Below are 14946 nucleotides of genomic sequence, written 5' to 3' on the forward strand. Positions count from 1 at the left end.
TAGGAGTGTCGAAATGATTGAACTATCCGTTCCCGGAAAACTATTTATTGCTGGTGAATACGCCGTTGTCGAACCTGGTCATCCTGCAATCATCGTTGCCGTTGACCAATTTATTACAGTCAATGTGGAAGAGGCCCGTAAAAACGGCAGCATCCAGTCTGCCCAATACAGCGACCTGCCGATTCGCTGGACGCGTCGCAAAGGCGAATTAGTCTTAGACCACCGGGATAATCCTTTCCACTATATTTTGGCAGCCATTCGTCTGACGGAAAAATATGCCCAAGAAAAAGGCATCCCCCTTTCCTTTTACGATTTAAAAGTGACCAGTGAACTGGATAACTCGAATGGTCGCAAATATGGCCTCGGTTCCAGCGGTGCCGTGACTGTTGCCACGGTCAAAGCATTGAATCTGTACTATCAAATGGAAATGGATCGGTTGACCCAATTCAAAATTGCGGCTCTTGCCCATCTCGCTGTTCAAGGCAATGGGTCGTGCGGTGATATTGCGGCCTCTTGTTATGGCGGCTGGATCGCTTTTTCAACCTTCGATCACGACTGGGTCTTAGCCAAACAAAAGGACCATACCTTAACAGAATTGATTGCTTTCGATTGGCCAGGATTATCGATCCGTCCCTTGACGGTTCCGAAATCGCTTCGACTATTGATTGGTTGGACAGGCTCTCCTGCCTCTACTTCTGATTTAGTGGATCAAGTCTATCAATCCAAAGAAGAAAAAGAAAACGCCTATGCCGCCTTTTTAGCAGCCAGCAAAGACTGCGTCAATCGATTGATCGACGGCTTCTTAAATGAAGACAGTCGCACGATCAAAAAAATGATCACGGAAAATCGAAAGCTCCTGCGAGAGTTGTCTGCACTAACTGGTGTACCGATTGAAACCCCCGCACTTAAAAAGCTTTGTGATCTAGCAGAAAATTATTGTGGCGCAGCCAAATCTTCTGGTGCCGGCGGTGGCGATTGCGGCATCGTGATCGTTGACCAGAAAACCGGTATTTTACCATTGATGAGTGCGTGGGAAAAAGCCGAGATCACCCCATTGCCGCTGCATGTTTACCATTACCGGGAGGACCTATCATGAATCGAAAAGATGAACATGTTTCCTTAGCAAAAGCGTTTCATAAAGAACACAGCAACGATTTTGATGCAGTTCGCTTGGTCCACCAGTCCTTTCCGCAAATTGACGTGGCTGATGTGGCAATTACGACGACTGTCTTTGACCGCTCATTTTCCAGCCCTTTTTTCATCAATGCCATGACAGGCGGCAGTGAAAAAACCTTAAAAATCAATCAAGAGTTAGCAGAGATCGCGCAAGCCTGTGATTTGATGATGGCAACCGGCTCCGTTTCGGCTGCCTTAAAAGACCCAAGTGTCGCCGATTCTTTCCGCATCGTCCGCAAAGCCAATCCTGACGGCTTCTTATTAGCCAATATTGGTGCGGGCAGTCCCGTTGAAAATGCACAACGGGCCGTAGAACTGTTTGGCGCCGACGCCTTGCAGATCCATCTTAATGCACCACAAGAATTAGTGATGCCCGAAGGCGATCGTCAATTTAGCCAATGGCTGTCCTTATTGGAAAAAACGATTGCTTCCGTTGCCGTTCCGGTTGTCGTCAAAGAAGTCGGCTTTGGGATGTCCCGTGAAACGATTCAGCAGTTACTGGCGATCGGCGTACAAACGATTGATGTTGCTGGCAGCGGCGGCACAAGTTTTACTCAAATCGAAAATGCTCGTCGAAAAAAACGTGAATTGGCGTATTTAGACACCTTTGGTCAATCCACCGTGATTTCCTTGCTGGAAGCAAATGAGATCCAACAGCCCTTTACCCGCATCGCTTCAGGCGGCGTTCGGGATGCTTACGATATCTTCAAAGCACTTTGCCTTGGTGCGGATAGCGTAGGACTATCCGCCACGATCCTCGTGCTGCTTTTGTCAAAAGGCAAAGAAGAAACCATCGCCACCTTACAATCATGGAAGGAACAGCTGCAGCTGCTCTACACAATGGCAGGACAGACAAGCACTAAAGACCTCACCAAGGTTCAGCTGATTTTTTCTGGCGCTGTCAAAGAGTGGTGTGAAGCACGTCAAATTCCCTTAGCAAAGTATAGTTTGCGTTGAGAGATCCAATCGCTGACTACCACATCAAATAAGTAAAAGCAGTACAATTCGTTTTTTATTGTGCTGCTTTTTTTGTGTTCTTTTTTCTATAATAGTGAGTTTCCATTTATCATTTGGATAGTAGCGTTATTTAATCGCTACTTGATAATCACTTTCATTATCAGGTACGTTGTTTTTTTACCATCTTGTTTTCGAATGTGCTATGCTCAAGTTGAGGGAGGAACAATCGATTGTTTCTTGAGAAAAGGATCGGTTTTTTCATTCCTAGACTACATTCAAAAGGAGGCGTTTCTTATGAGTAAATCCGAATCGTCGGCTGTTTTTTCAACGATTGCTTGTTTGCTATTGATGGCAACTGGCTTTCTTATGGCATCTTTTTCCATTCCTTATAGCTTTGTCCCTTATCTGTTAGCGATTCTTGCCGGGGGTTGGAAACAAACCTGGGAAGGCACGCAAGAATTGGTGCACGACAAACGGTTGAACGTCGATCTACTGATGGCGTTAGCCGCCATTGGTGCCTGTATCATTGGGCATTGGTTTGAAGGGGCGATGCTGACCTTTATCTTTTGTTTGAGCGGTGCCCTTGAGGAATATACGACCAACAAAAGTACGCGAGAAATTAGTTCATTAATGGCACTGCAACCAACGACTGCCTTAAAAATGATTGAATCTGGGGAGCTCGTCGAAGTACCAGTCGAAGCCCTTCAGTTAAAAGATACGATTATGGTGGCAAAAGGCAGTGCGATCCCGATCGACGGTATCGTGATCCAAGGAACCAGCAGTGTCGATGAGGCGGCCATCAGTGGCGAATCCATTCCTGTCGAGAAACGTTTAGGCAGTGAAGTCTTTGGGGGAACCATCAACCTTGGGCAGCCATTGTACATTGAAGTTACTCAAACGAGTGAAAACACCCGCTTTGCAAAAATCATTCAATTGGTGGAAGAAGCGCAGCAAATGCCAAGTCAAACGGCGACCCTGATCGAAAAAATCGAACGGATCTATGTGCCGATCGTCCTGATCGCCGTCCCACTAATGATCGTTTTGTGTACGTTTTTCACGAATTGGGGGTTCCAAGAAAGTTTTTATCGTGGCATGGTCTTACTAGTAGTGGCCTCCCCTTGTGCCTTAGTCGCCTCTGCTACTCCTGCGACGTTAGCAGCCATTTCTCACGCTGCTCGTTTGGGCGTTTTATGCAAAGGCGGACAAGCCTTGGATGCCTTTGCCAATGTCAAAGCGATCGCTTTTGACAAAACCGGAACGCTGACTCGAGGCAAACCTGCTGTCACTGATGTTCATCTGTTGTTGGATGAACCGTTTATTCCCCAACTGATTGTTGGGATGGAAAAACAATCAAATCACCCATTGGCTGAAGCGATCTTGGCGTATTTCCACGATGAAAGACCATTGGAATTAGCAGTGGAAGAACAAGCGGGGGTCGGTCTAGCCACCACTTACCAAGCTGCCCATTGGACGATTGGAAAAGAAGTCGATCTAACCTCTGTTGCTGTCAGTGAACAAACCCGCATCCAAGAATTGAAAGCAGCCGGAAAAACCTTGATTTATATCAATCGAGACCGTGTATTAGCAGGGTATTTAGCACTATTGGATCAGCCCCGTCCTGAAGCTCGTGAGAGTCTTGCCTACTTCAATAAGCAAGGAATTCACACGACGATGCTGACGGGTGATCATTTAGGTACTGCTAAAGTGATCGCAGCAGAAATCGGCTTGTCTGACTACGAAAGTGATTGCCTGCCTGATGAGAAAACCACTCGGATCAAAGAAATGAAAGAAACCTACCAAATCAATGCGATGGTCGGTGATGGGATCAATGATGCCCCCGCCTTAGCGACCGCAAGTGTAGGGATCGCTATGGGCGAAGGAACCGACGTCGCAATGGATGTGGCGGACATCGTCTTGATGAAAAATGATTTGCTGCGCTTGGTCGACAGTCACCGTTTGGCTAAGAAATTACAGCGGATCATCAAACAAAACATCGTCTTTTCTATCAGTGTCATCTTGTTGCTGATCGCTTCAAACTTCCTTGAATTTCTCACGCTACCTCTAGGGGTCGTGGGTCATGAAGGAAGCACGATCTTAGTTATCTTAAACGGATTGCGTATGCTTTTGCCATTACACAAAGAAACACCCCAGCAAGCCAAACCAACCCGCAAAGATTGCGATGATTGTGTCTTGTATCAACAGTCTTTGCATACGTGACCACTATTTGCACTAGCAAAAACGCTCATTGTTGGCACTTCACTAGAAGTCCATCAACGGGCGTTTTGCTGTTTTTTCTACTTATGCTTGATTGGCAAGTTGTTCCGTGTAGAGTTTGCCATCGTACATCTTAAAGAATGGATAATAGCAGAGAATGGAAACCCCTAAGTTGATCAAAGCGATCAGGATGGCTCGGAAATCACCGCCGGTTCCTAAAAACGCCCCTATGCCCACCGGTGAAATCCAGGGAATTCCCGTAATGACTTTATCGACAAAGCCAAACGAGCTAGCAAAGTAAGCAATCGTCACGTTGATCAAAGGTGTTACGATAAAGGGGATGATCAAATACGGATTGTAGACGATCGGTGCCCCGAAGATCACTGGTTCATTGATGTTAAAAAGCCCCGGTAAGATCGCTGCTTTTCCTAAGACTTTGAGCTGTTGTGATTTTGCCACAAACAGCATCAATAAAACCAATCCAAGCGTACTTCCTGCGCCGCCCATAAAAATATACATGTTCACAAAATCCCCAGCAAAAATATTATTGGCACCATCGATATTTTCAGTTAGAGCCACCAATAGGATGGGATTGATGAAACTATTTTTAATAACTGCCGTCCCATGAACCCCCACTGCCCATAAGAGGTGGATAAGGAGCATAATCACGATGATTCCTAACCAAGAACCCGTCAACTCCTTCACGAATTCAAATGGTTTGGATAGCAATCCGTGAAGATCCGTGTGGAAAACCGCCAGTACTCCATTGATCGCCACCATCAAAAAGGCAATCAAAATCGCTGGGATCAATGACGCAAATGCTTTGCTGACTCCATCGGGAACTCCTTCAGGCATCTGGATGGTGATCTTTCTTTTTACACAAAAACGATAGACTGACGTAGCAAGTACTGCAGTGATAATCCCGATGAAGATCCCTACTCCACTGAAGCGAGTGATCCAACCGCCTAAAGCGACCCCATTATAAACAATGGCGGTTTCGCTTTCTGACTGCAGCAATTGTGCCGCACCATCTGTGATATCGACTTGGACGATCGTCATTAAAAAGGCAAACAAACTTAATAACGCCCCTACAAAACTGCTCATAGTCAAATGCTCTTCTTTATGATAAATCTCAGTTAAATAATACCCTGTTGCTAAACAATAAAAAACAGCAATCGAGCCAACAGACATGGTAGTTACGACACTATAAAGTGGTGAAAATCGTAAAATCGTTTGTTCAAAAAAGCCAGCCAGTGGTGGAATGATTTGTGGTAAATTATTGATGATTAAAAAAATCGATCCGACGATCGTAAAAGGGACCGTAATGATCCCTGCTTGCATGATTGCGCGAATAAAGCGTAAATTCGCCAACTTATTCAAAGGCGGCATCAAACGCGTTTCTAAAAAGGTAAAAACACTTGTCATCGTTACTCCTCCAACGAAGGGATCGCCCCTTCTTCAATCAGCTTTTGATACCAATAAAAGCTGTCTTTTCTCACTCGTTTTTGTTCTTTTTCCTGTGCATCATTGCGATCCACGTAAATGAAGCCATACCGTTTTCGAATCCCCTCATGTACACTGATCAAATCAATGGCAGACCACGGACTGTATCCGATCAGATCCACCCCAGCATTGATCGCGGCTAAGCATTGGCTGATATGCTGCGATAAATAGTCGATGCGGTACGGATCATGAACCGTGCCATCTGCTTCTAGATGGTCTTCTGCCCCTAAGCCGTTTTCGGTAATGATGATCGGTAAGTGGTAACGATCATAAAGTGTTTGCAACGTCGTTTTCAGCCCCAAGGGATCGATGGTCCAATTGAAGGCATTTTTCTTCAAGAACGTATTGGTGAACCCTTTGTAAAAACCACGCTCCATAATGTCTTCACTTTGCTGATCGCTGATACCGTTCTTCATGTCCCCAGCTTCCGTCGGCTGCTCCACTGTCACTGTGGTGTAGAAGTTCATCGCGACAAAGTCAGGCTTAGCCCGTTCCATCAACGCCTTATCCTCCGGACCAAAGTCAATCGTGAGCCCATTTTGGTTCAAATAATCTTGAAAGACCGTATTGTAACGACCGAAGCAGGCGAAATCAAGGTACGCCCAGTTCCGGACACTGTTGAAATACAGCGCCGCTTGGTTGTCTTCTGGTCGACTAGTCGCCGCATAGACCAACGAAATATTCGGCACCGGTCCGATTTTGCCATTCGGTACGATTTCATGACACGCTTCGAAAGCATATTTTTCAGCGATCATCAGGTGATGAAATTGCTGGTATTTTTCTGATAATGGAATCTTTTTCCCTAATATTTTTTGATCCACCAACAGCATGATATTTGGTTCATTGATCGTCAGCCAGTGCGTCACTCGATCCCCATAGGCTGTAAACAGCGTTTTGGCGTATGCGGCAAATGCCTCAACGGTGCTGCGTTTTGTCCAGCCGCCTTCGTCTTCCAATGCTTGCGGCAAGTCAAAATGGTTCAACGTTACAAAGGGCTGAATGCCGTGTTTCAGCAATTCATCAATGACATCGCTGTAATGATCCAAGCCTTTTTGATTAATAGTACCGCGCCCTTCTGGAAAAATTCGCGACCAAGCGATCGAAAAGCGGAAAATTTTGATCCCCATTTCTGCTAACAAGGCGATATCCTCTTTGTACTGGTGGTAATGGTCGACAGCCACAGTAAAATCCGCGATCTTGTGGTTGTCTCTTGGACGAGTATCTTGGACACTCAGTCCCTTGCCATCGGTTTGATACGCTCCTTCGGTTTGGTGAGCGGAAATCGATGCTCCCCATAAAAAATCAGTTGGAAATGTTTGTTTCATATCGTACTCCTTATCCTAAATAAGATGCGTTTAACATCTTAGAATTATTGCTTGCATGGCAAAGACAATATTCTGAATTATCTCTTATTTTTCGCGGTAACGCAAAAAATAACTCCTGTCAAGTAAGACCCTTTTGAAGATGTGCTACTTAGACACAAAAAAAGCAAAGTCCAGTTTCCTAGACTTTGCTTATGATTTAGAAGTAGCAGCTTATTTTTGCTCTGCTTTATCTTCGTTCAATAGTGCTTTTCTTGAAAGGTTCACACGGCCTTGTTTGTCGATTTCTGTGACCTTCACTAAGATTTCGTCGCCTTCTTTGACAACGTCTTCTACTTTGTTGACCCGTTCGTTCGCAAGTTGTGAAATGTGAACTAAGCCGTCTTTGCCTTTGATCAAGTTGACAAACGCACCGAATTTTTCAACACGGACAACTTTCCCAAGGTACACTTCGCCAACTTTTACTTCTTTCGTCAATTCTTCAATGATCTTGATAGCTTTTTGGATCATTTCTGCATCAGCAGAAGCAATCGAAACTTTTCCGTCTTGATCAATATCGATTTTCACGCCAGTTTCATCAATGATGCCATTGATGGTGTCGCCGCCTTTACCGATTACATCTTTGATCTTCGCAGGATCGATTTGGATCATTTCGATCTTCGGTGCGTATTGGCTTAACTCTTCACGAGGAGCAGCCAATGTTGATGTCAATTCATTTAAGATTTCCATCCGTGCTTTTTTCGCTTGATCTAATGCTTCTGTCAAGATTTGTTCAGTGATTCCTTGAATCTTGATATCCATTTGTAACGCAGTGATCCCATCTTTGGTTCCAGCAACTTTAAAGTCCATATCGCCAAGGTGATCTTCTAAGCCTTGAATATCAGTTAAGATCGTGTAGTTTTCACCATCAGATACAAGTCCCATTGCGATACCTGCAACTGGTGCTTTGATTGGCACCCCTGCATCCATCAATGCTAAGGTTCCTGCACAGATACTTGCTTGAGAAGAAGAACCATTTGATTCTAATACTTCTGCAACGAGACGGATTGTGTAAGGGAAGTCTGTTTCATCAGGAATCACTTGTGCTAAGGCACGTTCGCCTAATGCACCATGACCGATTTCACGACGTCCTGGTGAGCCGGCACGACCAGTCGAACCAACAGAAAATTGAGGGAAGTTGTAATGGTGGATGAATCGTTTTGATTCTTCAACCCCTAATCCATCAATGATTTGGTGTTCTCCTAAAGGTGCTAACGTACAAGCGGACAATGCTTGGGTTTGTCCCCGAGTAAATAGACCAGAACCATGAACACGTGGCAATAAGCCAACTTCTGATGCCAGTGGACGGATTTCGTCTAATTGACGACCATCCGGACGAATCTTGTCGATAGTAATCAATTCGCGAACCACATCTTTTTCAAGATCTTCCGCGATTTGTTTCACTTCTTTCAAGAATTGTGCTTCCTCTTCATGTCCAGCAAATTTTTCTGCATACACTTCTTTCACTGTGTCTTTGACTTTATCGATCTCGTCTTCACGAGCCAATTTTTCTTCAGTCATAACAGCAGTTTTCATTGTTTGGTAGTAGCCGTCGAAAATTTCTTTTTTCAAGTCAGCATCTACTTGTAACAATTTGACTTCCATTTTTGGTTTGCCCACAGCTGCGACAACTTCTTCTTGGAAGGTAACCAATTCTTGGATAGCATCAAAACCGAATAATAACGCACCTAACATGTCTTCTTCAGAAACTTCTTTCGCGCCTGATTCAACCATGTTGATGGCTTTTTTCGTTCCAGCTACTGTCAATTCGATATCGGTTTGTTCTGCTTGTTCTACTGTTGGATTCAAGACGTACTCGCCATTGACCCGACCAACATCAACACCAGCGATCGGTCCGTCAAACGGGATATCTGAAATAGACAATGCTAAAGAAGAACCTAACATTGCCGCCATTGCTGGCGTACAATCTTGTTCAACACTCATTACGATGTTTGTTACTTGTACTTCGTTACGGAAACCTTCCGCAAACATTGGTCGGATCGGACGATCGATCAAGCGGGCAGTCAAGGTTGCTTCCGTACTTGGACGTCCTTCCCGTTTGATAAAGCCACCAGGTACTTTCCCTACGGCATACATTTTTTCTTCGTAATTGATTGTTAATGGGAAAAAGTCGGTATCTTTTGCTTCCTTAGATGCAACCGCTGCACTTAGGACAACCGTATCGCCATAACGAACCAATACAGCTCCGTTTGCTTGTTTGGCTAATTGGCCAACTTCTACTTCTAATGGGCGGCCGCCCCAAGTTGTTTTGAATACTTGTTTTTCTGTCATGTTCTGCTCCTTTTCATCGGATCCCAGCAAGTCACTACTAAACAAATGAAAAAATCGGAATGTCGTTCCGCTGCTTTCATTTGGTTAGTAGGATGCTGCTTACAAGGACCCAAAATTCTTTTTAGCTGCGCTTTTTGATTCACCAGTCAAAAGGCCGCTCTTTCGGTGTTTCACTTTTTAGATGGCTCGAGATCACCTGTCAGACTGCATCAGCTGTTTTAGCCGACACTGCAGTCGCAGTGATTCCGCTGCTTGGTCACTACGCTCGTTTCCCTCGCCTAGTACTATTCATCATCTGCTCTGTGCGGCTTACGCCGCCCAGTCGCAGTGATTCATAGCAAAAAAGTGAGATTCGGGTTGAACCTCACTTTTCTTTGTTTGATTAACGACGTAATCCTAAAGCTTGGATTAATTCGCGGTAACGTTGTACGTCTTTTTGACGTAGGTAAGCTAATAAGTTACGACGATGTCCAACTTTTTTCATCAACCCACGGTATGAATGGTGGTCTTTTTTGTGCATACGTGCATGTTCGTTCAAATGGTTGATTTCTTCTGTTAAAACAGCGATTTGAACTTCTGGAGAACCAGTATCTCCTTCATGACGTGCAAATTTGTTGATGATTTCGTTTTTGCGTTCTTTTGAAATTGCCATGTTTTTCACCTCTTTTTCTTTTTCCCCTGCGACTGAGTAAAACGTTGGTGATTCGTTAAACCAAGTAACAGGTACTGTGCTTTTCACACGTAATTACTTTACTTGATTCTAAGGAAAAAAGCAAGTTTATCTACCTATTCTTTTCGTTTCTTTTGAAAGCTCCTCCAAAACTTATGTTATACTTAGGATACTACTCTATCTAAAGGAAGTGTAAGGATGAGCGTTCTTTCCCGAATCGAGAGCATGAAAAATGAATTATCGCTTTCTGAGAAGAAACTCTTCGCATTCATGGAGGCCAATCCTGAAAAAGTGCCGTCGATGACTGCGAGTCAATTAGCAGAAGCCACTGGGATCAGTGCGCCGACTGTCGTACGCTTTGCGAAAAAAACCGGCTTTGCTAGTTTGACAGATTTAAAAATACAATTATCTGCGGAATCCGGCTTGCGCCAAAATGCCAATGAAAACTTGGGCTATGCCGATGTTGAATTAAATGAGCCCTTTCATGCCATCACATCTAAATTAAGCCACAATGCACAGGTGACTATGAATGAGACGGCCCAATTGTTAGAAGAACAGCTGATGTTGGCTGCCGCTGAACTGATCGCGACTCGTGAGCGAATCTTTGTCTGCGGGATCGGTGCTTCTTCATTGATCGCACAAGATATCCAACAAAAATGGACCCGTTTAGGCAAAATCGTCGTGTTTGAAAATGACTACAATCTCTTGTTGCCGCAACTCGTCAAAAACGAGAAAAAAAGTCTCCTCTGGGTCATTTCCAACAGTGGACACACGCCTGAGATGGTTCACTTAGCAGAAATCGTTAAAAATCTTGGCGTCCCGATTCTGTCACTCACCCGATTTGGCAGTAATCCGTTAACAAAGTTGGCGGATGTTCCCCTGCAAGTGTCCCGTTCCAAAGAAGCCAACCAACGTAGTGCTGCTACGAATTCGATTATCGCCCACCTATTGGCGGTCGATGTCCTTTTCTATGTCTTTTTAAGCAAGAATGAAAAGCTGGCACGCAATATCTATGCCTCACGCCAAGCCATTGCCGATTTTCGTGAGAAGTATTTATAAAATATTCATAGCCAAAGAAGTCCGCAGGAAAGTTTTCCTGCGGTATTTTTTTCTTCTAAGGACACTTTGATCAATCAAGGGCATTCTTGGCAGCTACTTCTGCCAACCAAAAACTGGACGCTTTGGGATAACGCTTGAAGCCATTTTTCAAATCCACTCGATAAAACCCATAACGGTTTTTATATGCGTTCAACCAGCTCCAGCAATCCATAAAGGTCCACATATGGTAACCGAAACAAGGAGACCCGTCTTCGATTGCATGATGCAGCTGACGTAAATGGTCTTCAACAAAGGCGATCCGATACGTATCATTGACCTGCCCCATGGCGTCCATGAACCGTTCTTCCTCAGATACCCCCATGCCATTTTCGGAAACAAACCATGGCATGTTTTGATAGTCGTTCTTTAGACGCATCGCAATATCGTAAATCCCTTCTGGATAGATTTCCCAGCCGCGATGAGGATTGATTTTTTTCTCTGGCCAATCGTACCCACGAAATAACTGACGCGGCTCAAAGGGACCGGATGCTGCATTCTGCGGAAGTGGTGCTTGGATCCGCAACGGTTGATAATAATTGCAACCAATAAAATCTACGGTATTTTCGCGAAAAATTTCCGCATCTGCTGCCTCATATTCAGGGGTCAATTGATGCTCCTTGAACAAGCTCGTTAGTTTTTCAGGAAATTGTCCATAAACGACACAGTCCAAAAAACTGCGAATATACAAGAGATCCGCCCATTCAGCGGCTTCTCGATCAGCCGCTTCTTGGCTTTTTGGATAAACAGGTGACAAATTCAAGATGATACAGATTTCTCCATCAGGAAGTGCGAGTTTACGAAACTCAGCAACCGCCTTCGCATGAGCTAGCAAAGTATGATAACCCACTTGGATCGCCCGCTTGAAATCACGCACTTGCGGCCAATGAGCATCTCCGTAATACCCACATTCAATATGCACCAATGGTTCATTAAAGGTCGCCCATTTTTTCACTAAATCGCCGAATTGTTCAAAAGCAGTTTTTGCATAAAATGCAAAATGGTCAACGGATTCCCTGGCTTCCCAGCCTCCTTTCTCCATCAGCCACCAAGGCATGTCAAAATGAAACAAATTAATGATCGGTTCGATGCCTTGATCCAGCATTTCCTGAAAATATGCCCGATAAAACTTTACTGCCGTCTGATTCAATGTTTTTCCGTCTGGTAATAAGCGGGTCCATGCAATCGATGTCCGATAGGAATTTAAGTTCATGGCCTTCATGTTTGCCACGTCTTCACGGTATTGATAGTAGGTATTTGAAGTGTCGCTTGGTCCGACACCATCGTAAAAGCGTGACGGCTCTAACTCAAACCATTGGTCCCATGTAGAGGGACTTTTGCCGTCAACAGCCGCAGCCCCCTCGGTTTGCGGTGCTGACGCGGCCGCTCCCCATAAAAAGTTTTTTGGAAAGTGAATCATTCTTTTGCTCCTTTCTGAGTTACCTGCCACGTACGGTCAGGGTTGGATCGTTGAAACAAAAATCGATACTGCTGACCTGCTGTTTCGACTTCCAGACAAAACGATGCAGTATCTTTCAAAGAAATTGCCAGCTGCTGCAATGATGTTTCACCGATCACGAGTTGAAAAGTTGCTTGTCCTTGACTAGGCACCCATACTTTTTGAAAGCCGCATAAGACTTTTTTCCTCGGCACATATGCTTTTGTATACTCTTTTAGATAGCATTGGACCACTTCTTTACCAGACACAGTAGAATGATTTTCAAGTGTGCCACTGACGATAATGCCTTCCCCTGCACATTCAGCCGAAACCGCGCTGCAAATAAAAGAGGCATAACTAAGACCATAACCAAAAGAATATACTGGTGCGCCGTTTTGATCGAGGTAGTCTTTTTGAAACGCTGTGTTGCGATAATTATAACAGACAGGCAGCTGTCCAACCGTATCAGGAATAGAAACTGCTAATTTCCCACTAGGTACCGTTTCGCCAAAAAGAATCCGAGCAATCGCTTCCCCTCCATATTGGCCGGGATAGCCAGCGTAAAGCAGCCCATCGAATACTTCTTTCAACGGAGCTAAGCAATGCGGTCGTCCAGAAATCACGATTCCAATCAGCGGTTTTTTCCTCTTCTTCAACGCAAACAGTAAATCCAACTGGCATTGCGGCAAATCGAGGGTAGCTAAGTCGATGTTTTCTCCGCTGGTCATTTCCTGAGATCCCCTTAAGGCGGCGCCGTTCTTGTCAAAATCCGTTGTGAAATCACGGGCACTGGAGCCACCAATCGTCACTAAGATGACATCAGCGTCTTCTGCGATCTGACAAGCCCGCCGTCGTTGCGCCGTTGTTCCATTGGCGATTTCGCAGCCTTTTTCGTAGGCGAAATCCACTTGATGCGTATTTAATTTGGTCAACCCTTCCCAAAGAGTCATACACATTGCTTCCTCCTTAAATGGGGTATAATCCCCCAGCTGATGATACAGCTGTTTAACGTGAGGACCAATGACAGCAATTTTTTGGCGCGTTTTCTTCAAAGGCAAAATGCCATTGTTTTCTAGTAAGACGACGGATTCTTCTGCTAATTTTAAGGAAGCTTGTCGGGCCTTTTCTTTGTCTGGCAATGAAACGTGGGGCGTTGCTTCTTTAAACAAGCCAAGTTTTTCTTTCAAAAGAAGCACACGCCGGACCGCCTCGTCGATAACCGTTTCCGCAATCAATCCGTCAAGGACAGCTTCTTCCAATACAGGGAAAACTTCGTCCCATAAACTAACATCTACACCGCTGGTCAAGGATTTGGCGGCTGCTTGCGAGCGACTTCCCAGCCAGTCAGCAATCCGATCCAACCCACACCCATCAGCCATAACGATTCCCGCAAAGCCACTTTCTTCTCTTAAAACATCTTGCAGCAAATACGCATTGGCATGGCAAGGAACGCCATCTAGATCATTGTATGCAGCCATACACCCCAAAGCCCCAGCAGCAATCCCCGCTTTCATTGGTGGCAGATGAATTTCACGGAATTCCCGATCACCGATCGCCACTGGTCCTGCATTGTGCCCCCCCATTCCTGCACCTTGGGCAGCAAAATGCTTCAACACCGCTAAAACGTTCTGTTTTTCTATCGTTGTTTTTGATCCTTGCAATCCTCTGACGGCCGCTTTGGTAAAGCTGCTGGTTAAAAATGGATCTTCACTGAAACATTCTTCAGTTCGTCCCCAACGCGGATCTCTAGCAATGTCCAATGCGGAAACTAAGCCGACATGGGCCCCTTTTGCTCGAATCTCTTGAGCAGTGATAGTTTGGGCCGCTTGATACAGGTCGGGATTCCAACTAGAACCGACACTAAAATTGACCGGAAATGTCGTGGCTTCCAAACCTTGGTGCCCGTGGGGACACTCTTCACTGAGAAAGGCTGGAATCCCCAACCGAGTGTGCTCCTGCAAATAAGTTTGAATCATAAGGGATAGCTCATAGGACTCCGCGGTCGTCAGGCCAGTTTGCTGATTTCTACCTGACCAAGGATCAGCCCGAAACACGCCGTAGATCCAGCCAAGACTGCCAAAACGAGCTACTTCTTTTTTAAAGGTTTCAGTCAACATAATTTTTCCGTTAGTTTTTTCATAGACTTCCCAACCATACAGACGCTGATTCAGCTGGCCGATTTTTTCTTTCAACGTCATTTGCCGTAAAAGTGTCTCAATCATATGCTTCTCCATTTCTAT

General features: G+C 44.9%; 10 protein-coding genes. 4 read left to right on the top strand and 6 right to left on the bottom strand.

What is annotated here, in order from left to right:
- The first annotated feature begins 13 nt into the window (after positions 1 to 13).
- The 3 genes from IGK61_RS15165 to IGK61_RS15175 all read left to right on the top strand — a co-directional run bounded on the left by IGK61_RS15165 (position 14) and on the right by IGK61_RS15175 (position 4350).
- On the top strand, positions 14 to 1096 hold the full coding sequence (locus tag IGK61_RS15165; protein ID WP_005233792.1) for a phosphomevalonate kinase: 1083 nt from the start codon (positions 14 to 16) through the stop codon (positions 1094 to 1096).
- Positions 1093 to 2133, top strand: coding sequence for a type 2 isopentenyl-diphosphate Delta-isomerase (fni, locus tag IGK61_RS15170; RefSeq protein ID WP_074536710.1), 1041 nt, complete (start codon positions 1093 to 1095; stop codon positions 2131 to 2133). Before IGK61_RS15165 ends, fni begins: the two co-directional genes overlap by 4 nt.
- A gap of 294 nt (positions 2134 to 2427) precedes the next feature.
- A complete protein-coding gene (locus tag IGK61_RS15175; protein ID WP_061053311.1) occupies positions 2428 to 4350 on the top strand; it encodes a heavy metal translocating P-type ATPase in 1923 nt (640 codons plus the stop codon).
- Between the two features lie 81 nt (positions 4351 to 4431).
- On the opposite strand, the gene celB is transcribed toward IGK61_RS15175, so the two are convergent.
- The 4 genes from celB to rpsO all read right to left on the bottom strand — a co-directional run bounded on the left by celB (position 4432) and on the right by rpsO (position 10155).
- Entirely contained in the window at positions 4432 to 5772 is a 1341-nt protein-coding gene (gene celB, locus IGK61_RS15180) for a PTS cellobiose transporter subunit IIC (protein WP_034872146.1), read from the bottom strand.
- Between the two features lie 2 nt (positions 5773 to 5774).
- Entirely contained in the window at positions 5775 to 7175 is a 1401-nt protein-coding gene (locus tag IGK61_RS15185; RefSeq protein WP_074536709.1) for a glycoside hydrolase family 1 protein, read from the bottom strand.
- A 210-nt stretch (positions 7176 to 7385) separates the two neighbouring features.
- A complete protein-coding gene (pnp, locus tag IGK61_RS15190; protein ID WP_074536708.1) occupies positions 7386 to 9503 on the bottom strand; it encodes a polyribonucleotide nucleotidyltransferase in 2118 nt (705 codons plus the stop codon).
- Between the two features lie 382 nt (positions 9504 to 9885).
- Complete coding sequence (rpsO, locus tag IGK61_RS15195) at positions 9886 to 10155, bottom strand: 30S ribosomal protein S15 (RefSeq protein WP_005228072.1); 270 nt, start codon at positions 10153 to 10155, stop codon at positions 9886 to 9888.
- Between the two features lie 216 nt (positions 10156 to 10371).
- Between rpsO and IGK61_RS15200 the strand changes: the two genes are divergently transcribed.
- Complete coding sequence (locus IGK61_RS15200) at positions 10372 to 11232, top strand: MurR/RpiR family transcriptional regulator (protein ID WP_008379484.1); 861 nt, start codon at positions 10372 to 10374, stop codon at positions 11230 to 11232.
- 70 nt (positions 11233 to 11302) lie between these two features.
- On the opposite strand, the gene IGK61_RS15205 is transcribed toward IGK61_RS15200, so the two are convergent.
- Both IGK61_RS15205 and IGK61_RS15210 read right to left on the bottom strand, forming a co-directional pair.
- Positions 11303 to 12688 (bottom strand): glycoside hydrolase family 1 protein, encoded by a 1386-nt coding sequence (locus IGK61_RS15205; RefSeq protein ID WP_074536707.1) that lies wholly within the window; start codon positions 12686 to 12688, stop codon positions 11303 to 11305.
- Positions 12685 to 14940: a glycoside hydrolase family 3 N-terminal domain-containing protein gene (locus IGK61_RS15210; RefSeq protein ID WP_074536706.1), complete on the bottom strand. Its 2256-nt coding sequence runs from the start codon at positions 14938 to 14940 to the stop codon at positions 12685 to 12687. Before IGK61_RS15210 ends, IGK61_RS15205 begins: the two co-directional genes overlap by 4 nt.
- Positions 14941 to 14946: the final 6 nt, after the last annotated feature.

The sequence above is a fragment of the Enterococcus sp. AZ063 genome (assembly GCF_051715045.1).
Taxonomy (GTDB): Bacteria; Bacillota; Bacilli; order Lactobacillales; family Enterococcaceae; genus Enterococcus_D; species Enterococcus_D casseliflavus.